Genomic DNA, 21,577 nt, shown 5'->3' with positions numbered 1-21,577 from the left:
ATTCACGTCAACACAAAAGTTGGGCAAGAGAGTAGCGCAGCGGGGATCAGCCTTCACCGTCCATCCCCGGCTGCGTCTGCAACGGCAGGTGCAGCGTGATGCAGGTGCCGCGGCCGTCGATGCCGTCGCCCACGCTGATCCGGCCGCCGTGGGCGCCGACCATGCCCTGACAGATCGCCAGCCCCAGGCCCGTGCCCTGCCCGCCCCGGTCACCGCGCGCAGCGGTGTAGAACATGTCGAAAATCTTAGCCCGCTCCTCGACGGGAATGCCCGGCCCTTCGTCGCTGACCGAGAAGAACAGTTCGTCGCCGTCCGCTCCGGCACGCAGTTGCAGGCGGCCATGGGACGGCGAGAACCGTGCGGCGTTCTCCAGCACGTTCACCAGCGCCTGCTCGATCAGCGCCGCGTGCACGAACAGCAGCGGCAGTTCGGCCGGCACCTCGGTGCTCACCTGCAACGACGACAGCACCGCCCGCAAGCGATTGAGCGCGCTGCCGACAATGTCCGCCGGCGCCACCCAGTCCCGCGCCAGCTTCAGTGCGCCGTGGCCGAGACGGGTCATGTCCAGCAGGTTCTGGATGTAGCGATCCAGGCGCTCGGCCTCGTCGCGGGTGCCCTCCAGCAGTTCCCGGCGGTCCTCCAGCGGGATCGCCTCGCCCAGGGCCAGCAGGCTGTCGATGCTGCCGCGCATTGAGGTCAACGGCGTGCGCAGGTCGTGGGACACCGAGGCGAGCAAGGCGCTGCGCAGCTGTTCGGTCTCGCCGTGCAGCCGCGCCGCCTCCAGGTCGTCGGCCAGTTGCGCCCGCGCCAACGCCTGGGCCAGCGGCTGGCTCAACGCGGTGAGCAAACGGCGGCGCTGGCCGCTCAAGGTCTGGCCCTCTTTGGCGCACACGCCCAGCAACGCCAGCGGCCCCTCTTCCGCCGACAGCGGCCACCACCACCAGCGTCCGAACGGCAGCGTGCCGGTGCCCATGCCCGCCGGTTGGTCGTGCTGCCAGGCCCAATCGGCGGCGGCGCGTTCGGCCTCGGAGAACTGCAGCGGCCCGCCGGTCTCGACCTTCCAGCCGCCCTGGCCGTCGCGGTTGAGCAGGCACACCTGCAGGTCGCTCCAGCCGTTGAGGTGCTGGGCGGCGGCGCTGACCACGGCCTGGCGGTCGGTGGCGGCGGTGAGCCGGCGCGACAGGTCGAGCAGTTCGGTGGTCTCTTCCTGGGTGTCGCGCAGGGCCTGCAACTGCCGGCGCTGACGGGCCGCGAGATTGCCGGTGAGCGCCGCCATCAGCAGGAAGAACAGCAAGGTCAGCACGTCTTCCTCCCGCTGGATGGCGAAGGAGAAGTTCGGCGGAATGAACAGAAAGTCATAGGTCAGGAACGACAGCGCCGCACAGGCCAGCGCCGGTCCCAGGCTGCTGCGCACCGCCACCAGCAGCACCGCCGCCAGGAACACCAGGGAGATGTTCGGCAACGGCAACACGCTGGACACCGCCCATGCCAGCGCACTGGCCGACACCGTCGCCACCAGGGCCAGCGCGTAGTCGAACCACACCAGCGCCGGGGCGCTCCGGAGGCGCGGTTGATGCGGCTGGTGCTCGCTGTCCAGCACGTTGATCTCCAGGCCCTGGGCCTGACGCAGCAGACGCGCCGCCAGACCGCCGCCGAACAGGCGACGGCGCAGGCGCGGCCGGGACTGGCCGACCAGCACCAGGCTCGCCCGACGTTCGGCGGCGTGCTGGATCAGGGTCTTGGCCACCTCGCCGGCCCGCAGCAGCACCACTTCGCCGCCCAGGCGCTCGGCCAGTTGCTGGGCGCTTTGCAGGCGCAGGCGCGATTGCTCGTCGCGCACCCGGCCGTTGTCGACATGCACCAGGCTCCACGGCAAATGCCGGCGCTGGGCGACGCGGCTGGCGTGGCGCACCAGCCGTTCGGCCTGGGCATCGCCGTCCACGCCCACCAGCAGGCGCCCGCGCACCGCCGGCGCCGACTGGCCGAGCTGGCGGTAGCCCTGGGCCAAATCGTTGTCAACCTGCGCGGCGGCGGTCTGCATCGCCAGTTCGCGCAGCGCGGTGAGGTTGGTCTGGGTGAAGAACGCATCGATGGCCGCCCGGGCCTGCTCCGGCACGTAGACCTTGCCTTCGCGCAGGCGCTCCAGCAACTCCCGCGGCGGCAGGTCGATCAGCAGCAGTTCGTAGGCTTCCTGCAGCACCCAGTCGGGCAAGGTTTCGCGCACCTGCACGCCGGTGATGCCGCGCACTTGGTCGTTGAGGCTTTCCAGGTGCTGGACGTTGACCGTGGTGAACACGTCGATGCCGGCGGCGAGCAGTTCCTGGATGTCCTGCCAGCGCTTGGCGTGACGGCTGCCGGGAGCGTTGGTGTGGGCCAGTTCGTCCACCAGCACCAGCTTGGGCTTGGCCGCGAGCAGGCCGTCCAGGTCCATTTCTTCGAGGGTGACGCCGCGGTACTCCGAACGCACCAGCGGCTGCTGCGGCAGGCCGCCGAGCAGCGCTTCGGTCTCCGCCCGGCCGTGGGTCTCGACGACGCCGGCGATGACCTTCACGCCTTGGCGCAATTGGGTGTGGGCGGCCTGGAGCATGGCGTAGGTCTTGCCCACGCCCGGCGCGGCGCCGAGGAACACCTTCAGCCGGCCGCGGCCGTCCCGGGGCAAATTGGCTAACAGCGCATCGGCGCGGCCGGAATCACTCATGCTTGATGTTCTCTTCCTGATGTTTGTGTATCGCAGCGACTGCCGTCATCGCCAGCAGGCTGGCTCCCACAACGAAATGCGCGTTCCTGTGGGGGCCCGCCTGCTGGCGATTGGCGGTGCAACGGCTCAGAGCTTTTCCAGCGCCAGGTTCAGCTCCAGCACGTTGACCACCGGCGGCCCCACCAGCGGCTGTTCGATGTGCGCGTCGAGCAGTTGCTGCAGGGTCGCCACCGGCAGGTTGCGCGCCTGTGCGACACGCGCCAGTTGATAGGCAATCGCCGCCGGTGGCAAGTGCGGATCGAGGCCGCTGCCGGAGGTGGTGAGCAGCGCCAGGGGCACCGGCCCCTGACCTGGCACCTGCAACTTGCCGGCATCGTCGATCACACGGGTGGCCAGGGCGGGGTTGCTCGGCGCCAGGTTGCTCGCGCTGCTCGACACGGTGGCGAACGCACCGGTCGAGGGGCGTGGGTGGAACCAGGCATCGCCGACGAAATCCTGGGCGATCAGGGACGAGCCGCGCACCTTGCCTTCGGCATCGCGCACCAGGCTGCCGTTGGCCTGTTCCGGGAAGGCGACCTGGGCGATGCCGGTGACCGCCAAGGGATAGGCGACGCCGGTGACCAGGGTCATCAGCACCAGCAGGCTCAGGGCGGGACGTATCAGTGTGGACATTTCAGAATCCTCGAATTCAAGCAGCGGATGCCGCGTTAGGTCAGGTGCGTCCAGGCGAGTCCATCGCCAGCAGGCTGGCTCCCACAAGGCAATGCCTTTCAAGGGCGGGAGCCGGGTGCCTGGCGCACCTTGCAGAATCAAACCAGGTGCAACGCCGTCAGCAGCATGTCGATGGCCTTGATCCCCACGAACGGCACCAGGATTCCGCCCAGGCCGTAGATCAGCAGGTTGCGCCGCAGCAGCGCCGCCGCGCTCGCCGCCTGCACCCGCACGCCGCGCAGGGCCAGCGGGATCAGCACGACGATGATCAGGGCGTTGAACACGATGGCCGACAGGATCGCGCTCTGCGGGCTGCTCAGGTGCATGATGTTCAGCACGCCCAGTTGCGGGTAGATCGCGGCGAACAGCGCCGGCAGGATCGCGAAATACTTGGCCACGTCGTTGGCGATGGAAAAGGTCGTCAGCGCGCCGCGGGTCACCAGCAGTTCCTTGCCGATCTGCACCACGTCCAGGAGCTTGGTCGGGTCGCTGTCGAGGTCGACCATGTTGGCCGCCTCGCGCGCGGCCTGGGTGCCGTCGTTCATCGCCATGCCGACGTCGGCCTGGGCCAGCGCCGGGGCGTCGTTGGCGCCGTCGCCGCACATCGCGACCAGGCGGCCGTCGTTCTGCTCGTGGCGGATGCGCGCCAGTTTCTTCTCCGGCGTGGCTTCGGCCAGCACGTCATCGACACCCGCTTCGGCGGCGATCGCGGCGGCGGTCAGCGGGTTGTCGCCGGTCACCATCACCGTGCGGATCCCCAGCTTGCGCAGTTCGGCGAAACGCTCGCGGATCCCCGGCTTGACCACGTCCTTGAGGTGGATCACACCCAGCAGCTTGCCGTCGGCGCAGACCAGCAACGGCGTGCCGCCGCTCTGGGCGATCTTGTCGATCTCCCGGGACAGGGCCGGGGCCAGGTCGCCGCGCTGCTGGCCGAGGAAGGCGAGCAGCGAATCCACCGCGCCCTTGCGGTAGGCGCGGCCCTGATAGTCCACGCCGGAGAGCCGGGTCTCGGCGCTGAACGGCACGGCGGTCAGGGTGTCCATCGACGGCTCCGGCTGCGGGTTGGCGCCGCGCAGGTACTCGACGATGGATTTGCCTTCGGCGGTGTCGTCGGCCAGCGAGGCGAACAGCGCGCCCTCGGCCAGTTCACGGGCGCTCACGCCCGGCGCGGCATGCACCGCGCTGCAGCGGCGGTTGCCGAAGGTGATGGTGCCGGTCTTGTCCAGCATCAGCACGTGCACGTCGCCCGCCGCCTCCACCGCACGCCCGGACTTGGCGATCACGTTCAGGCGCACCAGACGATCCATCCCGGCGATGCCGATGGCCGACAGCAGGCCGCCGATGGTGGTCGGGATCAGCGTCACCAGAAGCGCCACCAGAAACACCAGCGGCAGGCTGCCGTTGGCGAAGTGAGCGAACGGCTGCAGAGTCACCACCACCAGCAGGAAGATCAGGGTCAGACCGATCAGCAGGATGTCCAGCGCCACTTCGTTCGGGGTCTTCTGGCGCTTGGCGCCTTCGACCAGCGCGATCATACGGTCGAGGGTCGACTCGCCAGGGTTGGCGGTGATCTTCACCAGCAGCCAGTCGGACACCAGACGGGTGTTGCCGGTGACGGCGGAACGGTCGCCGCCGGACTCGCGGATCACCGGCGCCGATTCACCGGTGATGGCCGCTTCGTTCACCGCCGCGATGCCTTCGATGACTTCGCCGTCGCCGGGGATCATTTCCCCGGCCTCGACGCGCACCACATCACCTTTGCGCAGGCTCGCGGCCGGCACCACCTGGAAGCTGCCGTTGGCCAGCTTGCGCCGGGCGCTCAGGCCTTCGCTGCCGGCCTTGAGGCTGTCGGCCCGGGCCTTGCCGCGCCCTTCGGCCAGGGCTTCGGCGAAGTTGGCGAACAGCACCGTGAACCACAGCCACAGGGCGATCTGCGCGGCGACGAAGGTCGGCACGACGCTGTCCGGGATGAAGCACAGCACGGTGGTCAGGACGGCGGTCAGTTCCACCACCAACATCACCGGCGAGCGCTGCAGCTGGCGCGGGTCGAGCTTGACGAAGGCTTGCACCAGCGCCGGACGCCACAAGGCGCTGATCGCGGTTTTCGCATGTTCCGGCGCCTTGGCGGCGACGGGTTTGATTGCAGGCATATTCATGATGGATTCCTTAGAAGCCCATGCTCAGGTGTTCAGCGATAGGGCCCAGCGCCAGGGTCGGCAGGAAGGTCAGGCCGCCCACCAGCAAAATGGTCACGGTCAGCAGGGTCACGAACAGCGGGCCGTGGGTCGGGAAGCTGTTCTGGCCGATCGGCGCGGTCTTCTTCATCGCCAGGCTGCCGGCCAGGGCCATGACCGGGAGGATGTAGCCGAAGCGGCCGATCAGCATGCCCAGGCCCAGCATCAGGTTATGGAACGGGGTGTTGGCGCTCAGGCCGCCGAACGCCGAGCCGTTGTTGGCGCTGGCCGAGGTGTAGGCGTACAGCAACTGGCTGAAACCGTGGGGGCCGGGGTTGCTGATGGTCGCGGCAGGGCCTGGCAGGCTCGCGGCGATCGCGCCGAGCACCAGCACGCCCACCGGCATCACCAGCAGCGTGACCACCAGCAGTTGCACCTCCCGCGCCTGCAGTTTCTTGCCCAGGTATTCCGGCGTGCGCCCGATCATCAGGCCGGCGAGGAACACCGCGATCAGCACGTTGAGCAGCATGCCGTAGAGCCCGGCGCCGACGCCGCCGAAGATCACTTCGCCGACCATCATGTTGACCAGCGCCACCATGCCGCTGAGCGGGTTGAGGCTGTCGTGCATGCCGTTCACCGAACCGTTCGAGGCGGCGGTGGTGGTCACCGACCACAGCACGGTGGCGGTGGTGCCGAAGCGCGCTTCCTTGCCTTCCAGCGGTGCGGTCTGCTCGACGGCCGGGCTGCTCAGCGCCGGGTTCGGCTGGTACTCGGCCCACAGCGACGTGGCGCCGCCGATGATGAACAGCGCCAGCATGCAGCCGATGATCGCGCGGCTCTGACGCAGGTCCTTCACGTAATGGCCGAAGGTGAACACCAGCGCCACCGGGATCAGGATGATCGACGCCACTTCGAACAGGTTGCTCCACGCCGTCGGGTTCTCGAACGGATGCGCCGAGTTGACGCCAAAGAAGCCGCCGCCGTTGGTGCCCAGTTGCTTGATCGCGATCTGGCTGGCCGCAGGGCCGAGCGGGATCACCTGATCGACGCCCTGCACCGTCACGGCGTTCACGTATTGGGCGAAGGTCTGCGGCACGCCCTGCCACACCAGGTACAGCGCCAGCAGCAGGCACAGCGGCAGCAGGCCGTAGAGAGTGGCGCGGGTCATGTCGGCCCAGAAGTTGCCCAGGGTCTTGGCGGATTTGCGACCGATGCCGCGGCACAGCGCAACCAGCACGGCCAGGCCGGTGGCGGCGCTGACGAAATTCTGCACGGTGAGGCCGGCCATCTGGCTCAGGTAGCTGAGGGTCGCCTCACCGCTGTAGGACTGCCAGTTGGTGTTGGTCATGAAACTGACCGCGGTGTTGAACGCCTGGGTCCATTCCTGGCCCGGCAGGTTCTGCGGGTTGAGCGGCAGGTGATCCTGGAACACCAGGATCGCGAACAGCAGCAGGAATCCGGCGAGGTTGAACGCCAGCAACGCCAGCGTGTACTTCTGCCAGCTCTGCTCGCTCTGCGGATCGACCCCGGCGAGGCGGTAGCAGCCGCGCTCCAGCGGGCCGAGCACCGGCGTCAGCCAGGTGCGTTGGCCTTCCATCACCTTGTAGTAGAAGCGCCCCAGCAACGGCGCCGGCAGCAGGACCACCGCGAAGAACGCGAGGATCAGCCCATAGTCATAACTGTGCATAGCCGCTCCTAGTTCCGGTCCGCGCGCAGCAGCGCAACCAACAGATAAATGAACAGCCCTGCCGCCAGCAGCAGGGACACCCCGTCCAGAACGCTCATGGAAGATCTCCGTGTTACGGCGTATTGCCGCGTGTGGAGGCATTGTCGGAAAGGCGGCCGTAAAGGAACGAGACCGAGGGGCTCGTGAGGGCATAAAGAAAGCGTAAAGAGTGGGTTTACGCGGCGATTACGGCGCAGATCCCTGAACCGCTGAAGGCGTAACCGGCCTAGAATGGAACCAGTGCGAAATCCCTTCGCTCAAACAGGGTATGCAGCGGCGTACGGCGAAACCCTCGCCCGCCGGCCTGCCCTTGAGGAGTGCCGTTATGCCTTGGTATGCCTGGTTGATCCTGGTCGTGGCCATCGGCTCGATCGTTGGCGGCTTGATGATGCTGCGCGACACCGCCAACAAGGTCGAGCTGACCGAAGAGCAACGCAGACGCGTCGCTGAACGCAATGCGGAAATGGACGCCAAGGAGGCACAAGACCGCTGAATGGGAAACCCGCCGATGCCGGCGGGTTTTTCTTTGCGTCGCTGGCCGGCCGGCCGGCAGGGGCACGGCTGAGATCACGCCGGACTCAACCGCACGCTTTTTAGAAGTAGAAGTACAGTCACCATGCAATTTTCATTGGTTAAGATGGGGACCTAGTTGCGGAGAGTTTAAATGCGTTATTCGCAGGATCACAAAGCCCAGACCCACCAGCGCATCATCAAGGAGGCCTCCGAACGGTTTCGCAAGGACGGCATCGGCGCGACCGGCCTGCAGCCCTTGATGAAAGCCCTGGGCCTGACCCACGGCGGCTTCTATTCGCACTTCAAGTCCAAGGATGAACTGGTGGAAAAGGCCTTGCAGGCGGCCGGCGACCAAGTGGCCGGCCTGTGCGCCGACATCTTCGCCCAGGCCAATCCGCTGGACCTGTTCATCGACACCTACCTCTCCGAATGGCACCAGACCAGCCCGCACGAAGGCTGCCCGTTGCTGACCATCTCCTCGGAACTGGGGCTGCGCGGCCAACCCAGCCCCACCAGCGACGAGGTGCTCAAGGCCCGCCTCGACCAGATCGAAGGCACCCTCGACGGCGACGGTGCGGCCGAGCGCAGCATCGTCATCATGGCGACCCTGGCGGGCGCGCTGCTGCTGTCGCGCAGCGTCGCGGACGGCGATTTCGCCCAGCGCATCCTCGACGTCACCCGCGACCACCTCAAGCGTTCGAAAGACTAGCCCGCCCAGCGCTTGAACAGCACGCTGGCGTTCACCCCCCCGAACCCGAAACCGTTGGACAGCGCATGTTCGATCGGCATCGACCGCGCCTGGCCGTGGACGATGTCCACGCCTTCGCTGGCCGGGTCGGGATCGTCGAAGTTGAGGGTGGGCGGGACGACCTGGTCGCGGATCGCCAGCACCGTGAAGATCGCTTCGAGCCCGCCGGCCGCGCCCAACAGATGCCCGGTGGCGGATTTGGTCGAGGTCACGGCGATGCTGCGTCCGGCACCGAACAACGACTTGATGGCCGCCAACTCACCCAGATCCCCGACCGGCGTGGAGGTTGCGTGGGCATTGAGGTGCTGCACCTGGTCCGGCGTCACGCCCGCCTGGGCCAATGCCAACCCCATCGCGCGCTGCGCCCCGTTGCCGTCCTCGGGACCGGCGGTCAGGTGGTAGGCATCGGCGCTGGTGCCGTATCCGACCAGTTCGGCCAAGGGCCGGGCGCCCCGCGCCAGCGCATGCTCCAGGGACTCGATCACCAACAGGCCCGCCCCCTCGCCCATGACGAAGCCGTCCCGTCCGCTGTCGAACGGGCGCGAGGCGCGTTCGGGCGTGTCGTTGTAGGCGCTGGACAAAGCGCGGGCCGCCGCGAAGCCGGCCAGGCTGACCCGGTCGATGGCCGCCTCGGCGCCGCCGCACACCGCGATGTCGGCTTCGCCCGCACGGATCATCCGCGCCGCGTCGCCGATCGCCTGCACCCCGGCCGCGCACGCCGTCACCGGCGCGCCCAGCGGCCCCTTGAGGCCGTGGGCGATCGAGACATGGCCGGCGGCAAGGTTGACCAGGAACGAAGGGATGGTGAACGGCGACAGACGGCGCGGGCCACGGCTGTCGGTGGTGCGCACGGCATCGGCGATGGCGCCGAAGCCGCCCACGCCGGAACCGATGACGGTCGCCGTGCGTTCCTTGGCCCGGGCTTCGGCAGGTTGCCAGCCCGCCTGCTCCAACGCCTGGCGGGCCGCCTCCATGGCGAACAGGATGAAGCGGTCCATCTTCTTCTGTTCCTTGGGCGGCGTCGCACGGTCAGGGTCGAAGCCGGCTTCGGCATCCTCCTCCACCGTCGGCACCACCCCGCCGACACGGGCCGGCAGATCCGCGACCACCGCTTCCGGCAACGGACGCAACCCCGAGCGGCCAGCCAACAGACGCTGCCAGGCCGCTTCGACGCCGCTGCCCAGCGGAGACACCAGGCCCATTCCCGTGACCACTATCCGACGCTGATCCATATCAGGTTTCCTCTTGCCGATTCAGAAAGGTCTTACTTGTAGCGCCCGGCCGCCGAACGGTGGGAAAGGTTGGGCGCCATCACCAGACGCGCGGCGACGAAGGCCTGCCACTCACCGGCGTCCGGCAGGGACGGAATGGTCACCAGTTCACCTTGCTCAAGCCCCGCCAGAGACGCATCCACCATCTCGCCGGCCTCCATGATCATTTCATCCGGAATGCCGCTGGCGTCGATCCCGGAGCGCTCCCAGATTTCGGTGCGGGTGACGCCGGGCAGCACCGCCTGCACCTTGACGCCGGTGCCGTCGAGCTCCGCGTTCAGCGATTGGGTCAGGCTCAGCACGTAAGCCTTGCTGGCGCTGTAGGTGGCGTTGAAACGCTCGGGAAACAGCGCCACCACGGAGGCGATGTTGACGATCGTGCCACGGCCGGCGTTGACGAACGCCGCAGCGGCGGCGCAGGCCAGCCGGGTGACGGCGGTGATGTTCAGCTGGATCAGCCGTTCCAACTGCTCGGGATCGGCGTCGGCCAGCGAACCGTTGGCGCCGACCCCCGCGTTGTTGACCAGCAGGCTGATGCCGGCGTCGCTGCGCAGACGCTGCTCGACCTTCTGCACATCGGCCTTCTGCGTCAGGTCGGCCTTCAGCACTTCGACCTGGACGCCATGGGCGCCGCGCAACCTGACGGCGGCGCTTTCCAGCCGCTCCTGGTCACGGGCCACCAGCAACAGATCGAACCCCCGCGCCGCCAACCGCTCGGCGTATACCGCACCGATGCCGGAAGACGCGCCAGTGACGAGGGCCGTACCTTGAGACTTTGGAGAATTCATGACCGTACTCCTGCTGAACCTTGGGGGAATGAACGCCTCCGGAGACCGGACGGCTTCGGATGGCGAAAATATTATAGGCATAATCAAAGAGCAATATGATAGCCGTAATTTCAATCCGTCCGACGAACACCCGCCCGGGTCATCCGCCCGGTGCCGGAATGCAAAAAGGCCGGTCAATGACCGGCCTCTTGGCGATGAGCGTTCAGCTTAGTTCACTTCCAGCCTGTCGCGGTTGCGATCCAGGATCGCCTTGCCGATGCCCTTCACTTCCAGCAGTTCATCCACTGACGCGAACGGCCCGTTTGTTTCCCTGTACGCAACAATGGCCTTGGCCTTCGCTTCGCCCACTCCTGCCAGTTCCTTTTGCAGGGTGGCGGCATCGGCGTCGTTGAGGTCGACCTTGGCGGAGGTGGCAGGCGCCTGTGCCGCCACGGCCGCGGAAGGTGGCTTCTGTGCTTCGGGCCCCGCCGAAGGCGCAGCGATCGCGGCGATCGAGGCGCTGGTGAGCAGGGCAAAAACCAGGGAAGAGAAAAAACCGGTACGCATAAGTGACGCTCCATCATCGTTTGGGAAAGCAGCTTCTCCGAAGCTGCTCACCAAAACTTAGACAATGGAGCGGGCCTGTCAAAAACCCGTGCGTTACAGGATATGAAACAATCAGGGCTCGAGCCGGCGCTGCTGATAGATCCAGTCGACGATCTCACCGTCCGGCGAATACCCGCTGACCGTTTCGCGCAGCAGTTGCCGCACCCGCGAGTAGTCGTCCTGCTCGACCGCCGCCAGCAGGTCGCTCAGGCGGTTCTTCAGCACATCCCAGGCCAGGTGGTCCTCGTTGGCCGTCATGATCATCGGGTGCGGCGTGGCCGCGACGTTGTCCCCGATCAGCAACTCCTCGTACAGCTTCTCGCCAGGGCGCAGCCCGGTGAACTCGATGGAGATGTCGCCCTGGGGATTGCGCTCGGAGCGGATGCTCAAGCCGGACAGGTGGATCATCTTTTCCGCCAGCTCGACGATGCGGACCGGCTCGCCCATGTCCAGCACGAACACATCGCCGCCCTGCCCCATGGAACCCGCCTGGATGACCAGCTGGGCCGCCTCGGGAATGGTCATGAAGTAGCGGGTGATCTTCGGATGGGTCACGGTCAGCGGCCCGCCGGACTTGATCTGGCTGTGGAACAGCGGGATCACCGAGCCGGACGAGCCCAGGACATTGCCGAAACGCACCATGGTGAAGCGGGTCTTGTTGACCCGCGAGACGTTCGCCTTGTCGCCGAACAGCACCGGCGCCACTTCCTGGCTCAGGGCCTGGAGGGTCAGTTCGGCCAGGCGCTTGGTGCTGCCCATCACATTCGTGGGGCGCACGGCCTTGTCGGTGGAGATCAGCACGAAATTGGCCACACCCGACTGCAGTGCGGCCTGGGCCGTGTTCAACGTGCCGATGACGTTGTTGAGCACGCCCTCGGCGATGTTGTGCTCGACCATCGGCACATGCTTGTAGGCGGCGGCGTGGTACACGGTCTCCACTTTCCAGGTCTTCATCACATCCAGCAGTTTGTGCGGATGGCGGATGGAGCCGAGGATCGGCAGCAGGTGCACCGGCACCGACTCCCGGGCGCCGCGCTTCTCCAGCTCCGACAGGATGCTGTAGAGGTTGAACTCGCTGTGGTCGAACAGGATCAGCGCGGTCGGGCCGAGCGCGAAGATCTGCCGGCACAGTTCCGAACCGATGGAGCCGCCGGCCCCGGTCACCATGACGGTCTTGCCCTTGATGCAGCGTTCGAGCAGGTCGGGCTGGGCCGGCACCGAATCCCGTCCGAGCAGGTCCGCGATGTCCACTTCCTGGATGTCTTCGACCTTGACGCGGCCGCTGGCCAGGTCCGAGAAGTTGGGCACGCTGCGCACGTGCAGCGGGAAGCCTTCCAGCAGGTTGAGGATCTCCCGGCGACGGGAACGGGTGGAGGACGGCAGCGCCAGCAGGATCTCCTGCGCGCCGGTCACGTCGATCATCTGCTGGATGTGCTTGGGCTTGTAGACCACCAGGCCGGAAATGGAGCGGTCGGCGATGCTCGGGTCATCGTCGATGAACGCCACGGGACGCATCACCTTGCCCATGCGCAAGGCGGCCACCAGTTGGTTGCCGGCGACGCCTGCGCCATACACGGCGACCTTGGTCAGCCCGTTGTCGCGGCTGGTGAACGGGACGTGCTGGGCGGCGGTGAACCAGTCGCCCATGAAGTATTGGCGCATGCACAGGCGCAGGCCGCCGATGATGACCAGGCTCAGCCACCAGTAGTTGAAGATGACCGAACGGGGCACGACCGCTTCGTGGTTGCTGTACCAGTACACCACCACCGCCAGGATCAGCGAGGACAGGCTCACGGCCTTGATGATTGCGATCAGCGCATCGTTGCCGAAATAGCGCATGACCGCCCGGTACATGCCAAAGCGGATGAAGAGCGGGATGGCGACCACCGGGGCGCAGACAAACAGCCAGAAGTGCACCCTGAAGGGGTTGTACATGTCATCGATCCCCAGGCGGACGATGAAGGCCAGCCACAGGGCGACCCAGACCAGGACGATGTCCGTGCTGACCTGGATCAGACGCTTGCGACGCCGGGGAAGCCCCAGAAGGCGCGCTCTGACGTTTTCCATCATCTCCTCAAACACCTCAGCCCTCCTTTGATCGGTTGCGTTGGCGCGGCGGCCCGGATCCGAGTCTCTCGCACTTTAATCCCTTATGACAGAACTGTTGCTTAGTCCTTCGCCGGCGCTTTTTCAAGTTCTCCGGCTCGAAACCTGATCGCCAGCACCAGCAAGGGAGCATAGGCCAGGATCAAGCCCAAGCCGCCGTCCAGCCCGAAACGGGCGACGCCCACCGCAATAGGCAACAGCCAGAGCAGATTGATCGCCCCGACGGTCGCCGTGACCGCCAAATGGCTGCCGAACCGACGAGAGGCAAACTGATAGGCATGGCTGCGGTGCGCCTCATACACCTTGTCGCCCCGCAACAGTCGGCGAAACAGGGTGAACGTCGCATCGACGATGAAGACGCCCAGCAGTATCAGCCAACTCCACAGCAGATTGGCGTCGAACGTTGCGGCCAGAAGCGACAAACCGCCCAGCACAATGCCCAGGAACCCGCTTCCGGCATCGCCCATGAAGATCCGCGCGGGCGGAAAATTCCAGAACAAGAACCCAGCCACGCTGGCCACCAGCAAGGCCGACACCCAGGCCAGCTGCGGCAGGCCGCTCCACCAGCCCAGCAGGCCGGCGCCGATGCAGACGCAGATGGCCTCGACGCTGGCGATCCCGTCGATGCCGTCCATGAAGTTATAGAGATTGAGCAGCCAGACCAGATAGAACGCCGCCAGCACGTGACCGACCACCCCCAGGTCGACGGTGACGCCCGCCAACTGCACCGGCGGCAGGCCGCCGATCCACCACAGCAGCCAGGCGGCCGCCAGGAAATGCCCCAGCAGACGCCAGCGGGCGGCGATGTGGCCGTGGTCGTCCATGAAACCGATGACCGCCACCAGGGCCCCTGCCCCCGCGATCGCCGCGAACTGCGCCGCACTGATCAGCCCGCCCCACAGCAGCAGGCCCAGCGCCAGCAGGAACGCCAGCACGATCGCCACGCCGCCGCCCCGGGGGGTCGGCACCGAGTGGGAACTGCGGGCATTGGGAATGTCGATCAGGCTGCGGGCCAGCGCGTAACGGCGCAGCGCCCAGGTCAGCAGGAATGAAACCAGCGCGACGGCAGGAATGAACCATCCGTAATTCATGATTGGCGAGCGTCCAGAAAGTGTTGCGCCGTAGCGCCCAAGGCGTGATCAAGGCTGACCGGAGGCGTCCAGTCCAGCAGTCGCCGGTTTTTGCCGATGTCGACCTGCAGGGAACCGAAAACCCTTTGCGACAGGTCGCGCCGCCCCAACGCGGTGGCCGCTGCGCGCATGAGGGCGACCGGCACCGGCAGCAACCGCGCGCGCACCCGGAGCGCGGCGGCCAGCCTGCGCAGCAACTGCGTGGTCGAGAGGTCCTCGCCATCGCTGACCAGGAACACTTGACCGGCCGCCGCCGGGTGCTCCAGGCACACGGCGATGAAGTCCACCAGGTTTTCGATGGCCACCAGGCTGCGCCGGTTGTCCACGGCGCCGAACGGCAACGGCACGCCCCGCGCGAGCCAGCGCATCATGCTGAGGAAATTGGCCTTCACGCCCGGCCCGTACACCAGCACCGGGCGGACGATGACGACCTCCATGCCCGTGGCGTGCGCCAGGGCCAGCAATGCCGTTTCGGCTTCGAGCTTGGAAATGCCGTAAGGATCGACCGGGGCCGGCGCATCATCGGCGGTGTAGGCCTTGCCCGGCGGCGTGCCCTCGCCGTTGACCTTGACCGAACTGACGAAGACGAAGCGCTTGACCCCGGCCGCAGCCGCCTGGCGCGCCAGGTTGACCGTGCCCTCGACATTGACCTGGCGGAAGGCGGCCAGGGGATCGGCGTCCGTGTCGTGCATGACATGCACCCGCGCGGCCGCATGGACGATGCAGTCGACCCCCTCTAAAGACGCGGCCCAGTCCTGCCCGGGGCCCAGGTCGCCGGCCTGAACCTTGCGCACGCCGGCCGGGAAGACCGTAGCCATGTCCCGCACCGGCGCGATGACCGAACACGGCAGGGCCGCCAGCCGCGCGATCAGCGCACGCCCCACGAAGCCGCTGCCGCCGGTGACCAGGAATGTTTTGGATCGCATGGACGCCCCTTGGGAAACATGGAAATCAGTGAAGAGACGGCGGCGAACGCATTGGCTGAACGGCGATCATCCCGCCGCCATCACCGAAACCCGAAGCATTGAACCGGAAACGGCCGAAGGGCGGCAGTTTATTGAATCGATGCACGGTTAGCCACTTTGTCGCAGGGCAGAGGCTCGCCGCCCCGCCGATGCGGTCATTTTCGCCCTTGCGTCGGCGGATTCACCGATGCGGCTCAACCGCCCGTCGATCCAAATTGCGGTTTGCCGGTTGGAGCCGGCTCAGGGTACGGATAGAATCCGTGCGGAAATAGGGATCGTACGCCCGCCGCTGGATGGCCGACGCGCTCCTGCACAACATAATTTCGGCCAACGCCGTCAAAAAACCAGATATCGCACGCTTTTTGCTTCGAAATGGAGAGCACCCATGCAGCAAATCAACAACCTCGCAGCGAAGATTGAAAAGTTTCAATCGCAAATCAATTCTTCGGTGCAGCGGGTGGTCGCCAGCGGCTGGGTGGTTCTGGGGCCGGAAGTGAAACGTTTCGAAGCGTCGTTCGCCCAGTACCTGAACGCAGCGCATTGCATCACCGTCGCCAACGGCACCGACGCCATCGAGCTGGCCCTCAAGGCGCTCGGCGTGGTCAAGGGCGACAAAGTGGCGACGGTCGCCAACGCCGGCATGTACACCACCACCTCGGTCCTGGCCGTCGGCGCGACGCCAGTCTTCATGGACGTCGACCCGGACACCCACGTCGTCACCCTGGACAGCGTCAAGCAAGCCGTCGAGGCCGGCGCCAAGGCCGTGGTCGTCACCCACCTGTACGGCCTGGCCATCCCTGAGATCAAGGCCATCGCCCAATACTGCGCCGCACAGCGGATCCCGCTGCTGGAAGACTGCGCCCAGGCCCACGGCGCCGAACGCGACGACCAGCGCGTAGGCACCTTCGGCGATGCGTCGAGCTTCAGCTTCTACCCGACCAAGAACCTCGGCGCCCTGGGCGACGGCGGCGCGGTCGTGACCAATTCCGACAGCATCGCCCAACGTGTGGCCCAACTGCGTCAGTACGGCTGGTCCTCGAAGTACTGCGTCGAGCTGGAAGGCGCCCGCAACAGCCGCCTCGACGAGATGCAGGCAGCGATCCTGTCGGAACTCCTGCCCCATCTCGATGAAGGCAACGCCCGCCGCCGCGACATCGCCGCCCGCTACCGCAGCGAAATCCGCCACAGCGACGTGACCCACGGCGCCGACGCAGGCAAGGCCTCGGTCGCCCACCTGTACGTCATCAAATCGTCCAAGCGCACCGCGCTGCAGACGCACCTGCGCGAGGCGCAGATCGCCTCCGACGTCCACTACCCGATCCCGGACTACCGCCAGCCAGTGTTCGGCCAGCAGTTCGCCGGCGTGTCGCTGGAGAACACCGAGCGGTTGGCCGCGCAGATCCTCACGCTGCCGTGCTACCCGGAAATGACCGATGACGAAGTCAGCAAGGTCATCGCCGCCGTCAACGGATGGGCGGCATGAAGTATTCGGTAATCGTCCCGGTCTACAAGAACGAAGAATCGATCCCTCGGCTGATCCAGGCCCTGGAGGACATGAACGACTCGCTCGAGAAGCAGCTTGAAGTCGTGTTCGTGGTCGACGGCAGCCCGGACCAATCGTTCGCGATGCTGAAGAACGCACTGGGCGACATGAAGTTCTCCGCCCAGTTGCTCGCCCATTCGCGCAACTTCGGCTCGTTCCCGGCGATCCGCACCGGCCTGATGGCCGCCAAGGGCGACTATTTCGGCGTGATGGCGGCGGACCTGCAGGAGCCGCCGGAGCTTTTGATCAGCTTCTTCAAGGCGCTGTCCAACGACGAGTGCGACGTGGCCATCGGCACCCGCAACGCGCGGCAGGATCCCTTCTCCAGCCGCATGGCCTCCTCGATCTTCTGGGGCCTGTACCGGCGCCTGGTGGTGCACGACATGCCCAAGGGCGGGGTCGACATCTTCGGCTGCAACAAGGCGTTCCGTGAACAGCTCCTGCAGTTGAACGAGTCGCGCTCGTCGCTGATCGCCCTGATCTTCTGGCTGGGCTTTCGCCGCAAGTTCGTCGAGTACGAGCGCCAGACCCGCCTCGAAGGCAAGTCGGCCTGGACGTTCAAGAAAAAGCTCGACTACATGATGGACAGCATCTTCGCCTTCACCGACTACCCGATCCGGCTGCTGACCCGGATGGGCGCGGTGGGCTCGATGATTTCGCTGGTCATCGGCCTGATGGTCATCGTCGCCCGCCTGTCCGGCGCCATCGAAGTGCCGGGCTACGCCGCGACCATGCTGGTCGTGCTGCTGCTGGGAACCTTGAACCTGCTGGGGGTCGGCCTGGTCGGCACCTATGCGTGGCGCGCCTATGAAAACAGCAAACAACGGCCGCTGGCGATCGTTTGCATGCAACTCGACAACAAGGAACCCCTGAAGTGACTGAGCCCTTCATCCACGCCAGCGCCGACGTCAAAAGCAAGAAGATCGGCAAGAACACGCGCATCTGGCAATACGTGGTGGTCTTCGAGAACGCGGTCATCGGCGACGACGTGAACGTCTGCTCGCATTCCTTGATCGAGAACGACGTGATCATCGGCGACCGCACCACCATCAAGTCCGGCGTGTACGTCTGGGACGGCCTGCGGATCGGCTCCGACGTCTTCATCGGGCCCAACGCCACGTTCACCAACGACAAGTTCCCGCGCTCGAAGGTCTATCCGGAGTCGTTTTCGCAGACCGTGATCCAGGACGGCGCGTCCATCGGCGGCGGCGCAGTGATCCTGCCGGGCATCACCATCGGCACCGGCGCGATGGTCGGCGCAGGCGCGGTGGTCACCAAATCCGTTCCGCCGTACGCCATCGTCACCGGCTCGCCGGCGCGCATCACCGGCTACGTCGAGAACTCCGCCTCCAGCGACGCCGCCAAGAGCCCCGCCGCCAAGGCCCAGGAACAAGACGATGCGGTGGTGCGGATCGGCGTGGGCGACGTCACCACCCACCGTTTCAAGTACATCACCGACATGCGCGGCGATCTCTCGGTCGGCGAGTTCCACAAGGAAATCCCGTTCCTGCCCAAGCGCTACTTCCTGGTCTTCAACGTCCCGAGCCAGAAGACCCGCGGCGAACATGCCCACCACAAATGCCACCAGTTCCTGATCTGCGTCAAAGGCAGCTGCGCGGTGGTGGTCGACGACGGCACAAACCGGGCCGAAGTCCTGCTCGATGCGCCCAACAAGGGCATCTACCTGCCGCCGATGACTTGGGGCATCCAGTACAAGTACTCGGATGACGCCGTGCTGCTGGTGTTCACGTCCGACTACTACGAAGCGGACGACTACATCCGGGACTACTCGGAGTTCACCCGGCTCACCGCGAAAAAAACCGTCTCGTGATCGCGCTGAAAGACAACCCGCAGGTTCGCCGCTGGATCAGCTTCCTGATCGGCGGCGGCCTGAACACCGGGCTCACCTATGGCCTGTACCTGCTGCTGAGCGTCTGGATCGACTACCAGATCGCCTATGCGATCGCTTACGCGGCAGGGATAGTCTTCGCCTACTTCTTCAATGCGAAGGTCGTGTTCAAGGTGCAGCAGTCGTGGAGCGGCATGCTCGTCTACCCGACCATCTACCTTGTGCAGTACCTTCTCGGCGCGCTGCTGCTCAACCTCTTGGTTGAACACCTGCACCTGCACAAGGCGATCGCTCCGATACTGGTGATCGCGCTGCTGCTTCCCTGCAGCTACCTGTTGAACAAGTTCGTCCTCAAGGCCACCCACAAAACAACACCCTCGAAGGACTGACACCCCATGACCGCCTCCCTCCCGCAGTCGTCGATGCTGACGCCGGCATCGCTGCACGGCAAAAAAGCCGCCTGGCTCGCCCATGCCGGCCCGGCATTGCTGACGGTCCTTTTCATATGGCTGCCGTTCGGTTTCAGCCTGACCGGCCTGCTGGAGGAATGGGGCGTCATCGGGCTGTTCAGCCGGATCGGGGTGTTTTTCCTGACCGACGCCACGAGCGCCATGCCGGCCCACGCGCTGCGCCCGCTCACCATTTTGCCCCACGCCATCGCGTACGCCCTGGATCCGGACACCTTCAACTATTGGCACGTTCTGCTGATCATCGCCCTGGTGATCAAGGGCTGCTGCATGAGCCTGATCACCACCCGGATCACCGGCTCCCTGAAGTGGGGCATGCTGGCCAGTGTGCTGGTGATCCTGTTTCCGGCCGACACCATGCAACTGTCGTTCAGATCGATCCACATCAACTGGGCCCTCAGCCTGACATTGATGGCCTGTGTCCTGCTGCTCCAGGCATTGGAGCAAAGAGGCAAGGCCCGCGCCTTCGCGCTCAGCGCGCTCGCCAGCCTCCTGCTGGCGGCGGGATGCGCCATGTACGAGGTCGCGTTGCTGCTGGCGGCCATCCCGGCGTTCGCGGTCTTCATCCAGGTCGGCTTCAAAGGCCTCGTCCCGCACATCAAACGGTATTACCCGCAGCACCTGATCTGGGCTGCCGGCCCGGTCGCCTACATCGCCTATGTGATCCATACCCTGCCCCTGGTGCACAGCTACCAAAGCGCCGTGGTGGGCGACAGCGCCTTCGCCTCCCTGAAACAGTACTTTCCCAAGCTCTGGCGCCTGGGAATCGGACGAAGCCTGTTCGGCGGCTGGATCGACGCCCTGCAGATCACCGTCCTCGAAATCGGCAGCCATTGGTACATCGCCCTCGCCTCGGCGGCGATCCTCGGGTTCATTGCGCTGCTGTCGGCAACGTCGGCGCAGACGGCCGGCGCAGGGCTGCGGCAACCGGCAAAGCCCATGCTGGCGGGCAGGATGATCCTGGCCGGATGCCTTCTCATTTGCCTGGGGTACTTGCCGTTCATCTTCAACCCCGCGCACATGGGCGTCAGCCAGAGGACATTCCTGTACGCGGCACCGGGCGCGGTGCTGGTGTTCATCGCCGTGCTGCTGATCGTCCGTCGCCATTCCCGGGCCGTCACCGCTGCGCTCGCGGCACTGATGGTCTTCACCGGGCTCGGCGCGCAACTCTTTCAGTTCCAGCACTACATCGACATCTCAAAACGGCAGCAATCGGTACTGAGCGACATCGTCCACAACTTTGACGGCAATGCGCTCAACAAGACCCTGATCATTCTCGACCACTCCAACGTACTCAATCACGACTGGATGTTCTTGAATGCCGACTTGAGCGCAGTGCTGTTCCACCTCTACGGCAAGCCGGTGGACGCCATTGAAGTCTGCTACATGCCTGGCCACGAATGGCAGCAGTCCGACCCGCTGCAACGCAAGGGCCGCTGCGAAGAGACCGAAGAAGGCTGGACCCTGCATTATCCGGTACCGCTCGACGCCGACGGGCAATCCGCCGCGCAAGTCCGCAAACTGCCGCGGTCGCAGGTCGTCACGGTCGACGTCGGCAACGGGGCGACGGCGTCCGCCTCCCCTGAACTTCAGGCCTGGCGCCAGACGCTGGAATCCGGCTCGTCGCCGACCGCCACCCGTCTGCAAGGCATCGCCGAAACCGGCGCCGCCCCTCGATTCGGCCTCATCACATTCCGCCACCGCGCCCATGACGAGTACCTCTGGGACTTCGGCAAATGGTGGAGCCTGGCGCCACCGATGGCGGGTTCCGGCTGGCGGGAGACCGAGTGGGAGACCCGGCATTTCCGCCATAACGCTTCGGCATGGATAAACGCGCCGCGCGCCTCGCTTGTCTTTGACCTGACCCCCGCCTCAACCCCCTACGCGATCAGCGGAGCGTTCAACAGCTTCGCCAACGACCAGATCCGCACACAGATGCAGATACGGGTCAACGGCCACCCGGTGGCGATCCGCTGGGGCACCAACGGTGAATTCAGCGGTGATTTGCCGCCGCAGACACTGGAAGCCGGGCACAACACCCTCGAATTTCTCTCAAGCGTGGATGCCGCCCTCGGCGGAATCTCCGCCCGGCTGGACTGGGTGAAAATCGCGAAAGCACAGTAAAGGCAAGACAAAGACCGCAGTCGTTCCGCCACCGGCCCCCGCCAGCGGGATGATGGAAACCACCAAGACTTTTCCGGGAGCGCCCCTGTTCAGGCTCCCGGAACCTCAAATCTGCAAGAACGCCATGGAACCATCAATGAGCATCAGGCCGTCAATGAACCCCACCCACCCCCCTGCCC

General features: G+C 65.8%; 18 protein-coding genes. 7 read left to right on the top strand and 11 right to left on the bottom strand.

Annotation, left to right across the window (positions count from 1 at the left end; genetic code table 11):
• Nucleotides 1-46 precede the first annotated feature (46 nt).
• The 5 genes from CAG41_RS23190 to kdpF all read right to left on the bottom strand — a co-directional run bounded on the left by CAG41_RS23190 (nt 47) and on the right by kdpF (nt 7,368).
• Complete coding sequence (locus tag CAG41_RS23190; protein ID WP_085640486.1) at nt 47-2,698, bottom strand: sensor histidine kinase KdpD; 2,652 nt, start codon at nt 2,696-2,698, stop codon at nt 47-49.
• A gap of 126 nt (nt 2,699-2,824) precedes the next feature.
• Nucleotides 2,825-3,370, bottom strand: coding sequence for a potassium-transporting ATPase subunit KdpC (gene kdpC, locus CAG41_RS23185; protein ID WP_085707519.1), 546 nt, complete (start codon nt 3,368-3,370; stop codon nt 2,825-2,827).
• Between the two features lie 137 nt (nt 3,371-3,507).
• Nucleotides 3,508-5,565: a potassium-transporting ATPase subunit KdpB gene (kdpB, locus tag CAG41_RS23180; protein WP_085629794.1), complete on the bottom strand. Its 2,058-nt coding sequence runs from the start codon at nt 5,563-5,565 to the stop codon at nt 3,508-3,510.
• Nucleotides 5,566-5,575: 10 nt separating this feature from the next.
• Nucleotides 5,576-7,270 carry a potassium-transporting ATPase subunit KdpA gene (gene kdpA / locus CAG41_RS23175; protein WP_085640488.1) on the bottom strand — a complete coding sequence of 565 codons (1,695 nt, stop codon included), beginning with the start codon at nt 7,268-7,270 and terminating at the stop codon, nt 5,576-5,578.
• Between the two features lie 8 nt (nt 7,271-7,278).
• Entirely contained in the window at nt 7,279-7,368 is a 90-nt protein-coding gene (kdpF, locus tag CAG41_RS23170) for a K(+)-transporting ATPase subunit F (RefSeq protein WP_007963673.1), read from the bottom strand.
• Between the two features lie 266 nt (nt 7,369-7,634).
• On the opposite strand from kdpF, the gene CAG41_RS23165 reads away from it, so the two are divergent.
• Nucleotides 7,635-7,802 (top strand): DUF2897 family protein, encoded by a 168-nt coding sequence (locus tag CAG41_RS23165; protein ID WP_085578013.1) that lies wholly within the window; start codon nt 7,635-7,637, stop codon nt 7,800-7,802.
• Between the two features lie 171 nt (nt 7,803-7,973).
• Nucleotides 7,974-8,531, top strand: coding sequence for a TetR/AcrR family transcriptional regulator (locus CAG41_RS23160; RefSeq protein WP_085707518.1), 558 nt, complete (start codon nt 7,974-7,976; stop codon nt 8,529-8,531).
• Here the strand turns inward: CAG41_RS23160 and fabF are convergent.
• The 6 genes from fabF to CAG41_RS23130 form a co-directional block, all read right to left on the bottom strand.
• Nucleotides 8,528-9,802, bottom strand: coding sequence for a beta-ketoacyl-ACP synthase II (fabF, locus tag CAG41_RS23155; RefSeq protein WP_085707517.1), 1,275 nt, complete (start codon nt 9,800-9,802; stop codon nt 8,528-8,530). The genes CAG41_RS23160 and fabF overlap by 4 nt on opposite strands.
• 32 nt (nt 9,803-9,834) lie before the next feature.
• On the bottom strand, nt 9,835-10,629 hold the full coding sequence (locus tag CAG41_RS23150) for an SDR family oxidoreductase (protein WP_085707516.1): 795 nt from the start codon (nt 10,627-10,629) through the stop codon (nt 9,835-9,837).
• A gap of 207 nt (nt 10,630-10,836) precedes the next feature.
• Nucleotides 10,837-11,175 (bottom strand): helix-hairpin-helix domain-containing protein, encoded by a 339-nt coding sequence (locus CAG41_RS23145; RefSeq protein WP_085640492.1) that lies wholly within the window; start codon nt 11,173-11,175, stop codon nt 10,837-10,839.
• 111 nt (nt 11,176-11,286) lie between these two features.
• Nucleotides 11,287-13,284 (bottom strand): nucleoside-diphosphate sugar epimerase/dehydratase, encoded by a 1,998-nt coding sequence (locus CAG41_RS23140; protein WP_170930055.1) that lies wholly within the window; start codon nt 13,282-13,284, stop codon nt 11,287-11,289.
• Nucleotides 13,285-13,382: 98 nt separating this feature from the next.
• Complete coding sequence (locus CAG41_RS23135; RefSeq protein ID WP_085629784.1) at nt 13,383-14,411, bottom strand: glycosyltransferase family 4 protein; 1,029 nt, start codon at nt 14,409-14,411, stop codon at nt 13,383-13,385.
• The gene (locus tag CAG41_RS23130) at nt 14,408-15,376 is read right to left on the bottom strand and encodes an SDR family oxidoreductase (RefSeq protein ID WP_085629782.1); all 969 of its coding nucleotides are present in this window, start codon (nt 15,374-15,376) and stop codon (nt 14,408-14,410) included. Before CAG41_RS23130 ends, CAG41_RS23135 begins: the two co-directional genes overlap by 4 nt.
• A 424-nt stretch (nt 15,377-15,800) precedes the next feature.
• Between CAG41_RS23130 and CAG41_RS23125 the strand changes: the two genes are divergently transcribed.
• The 5 genes from CAG41_RS23125 to CAG41_RS23105 are packed head-to-tail and all read left to right on the top strand — an operon-like array spanning nt 15,801 to nt 21,398.
• Nucleotides 15,801-16,898, top strand: coding sequence for a DegT/DnrJ/EryC1/StrS aminotransferase family protein (locus CAG41_RS23125; protein ID WP_085707515.1), 1,098 nt, complete (start codon nt 15,801-15,803; stop codon nt 16,896-16,898).
• On the top strand, nt 16,895-17,836 hold the full coding sequence (locus CAG41_RS23120) for a glycosyltransferase family 2 protein (protein WP_085578021.1): 942 nt from the start codon (nt 16,895-16,897) through the stop codon (nt 17,834-17,836). Before CAG41_RS23125 ends, CAG41_RS23120 begins: the two co-directional genes overlap by 4 nt.
• Nucleotides 17,833-18,789: a WxcM-like domain-containing protein gene (locus CAG41_RS29040; RefSeq protein ID WP_085578022.1), complete on the top strand. Its 957-nt coding sequence runs from the start codon at nt 17,833-17,835 to the stop codon at nt 18,787-18,789. The genes CAG41_RS23120 and CAG41_RS29040 overlap by 4 nt, the downstream gene beginning before the upstream one ends.
• Nucleotides 18,786-19,196 (top strand): GtrA family protein, encoded by a 411-nt coding sequence (locus CAG41_RS23110; protein WP_256575487.1) that lies wholly within the window; start codon nt 18,786-18,788, stop codon nt 19,194-19,196. Before CAG41_RS29040 ends, CAG41_RS23110 begins: the two co-directional genes overlap by 4 nt.
• A 6-nt stretch (nt 19,197-19,202) precedes the next feature.
• Nucleotides 19,203-21,398, top strand: a complete 2,196-nt coding sequence (locus tag CAG41_RS23105) for a hypothetical protein (RefSeq protein WP_085707514.1) — start codon at nt 19,203-19,205, stop codon at nt 21,396-21,398.
• Nucleotides 21,399-21,577 lie beyond the last annotated feature (179 nt).

The organism is Pseudomonas sp. B35(2017) (assembly GCF_002113645.1).
In the GTDB taxonomy this organism is placed as follows: domain Bacteria; phylum Pseudomonadota; class Gammaproteobacteria; order Pseudomonadales; family Pseudomonadaceae; genus Aquipseudomonas; species Aquipseudomonas ekonensis.
This window is presented reverse-complemented; position numbering and strand designations above follow the sequence as displayed.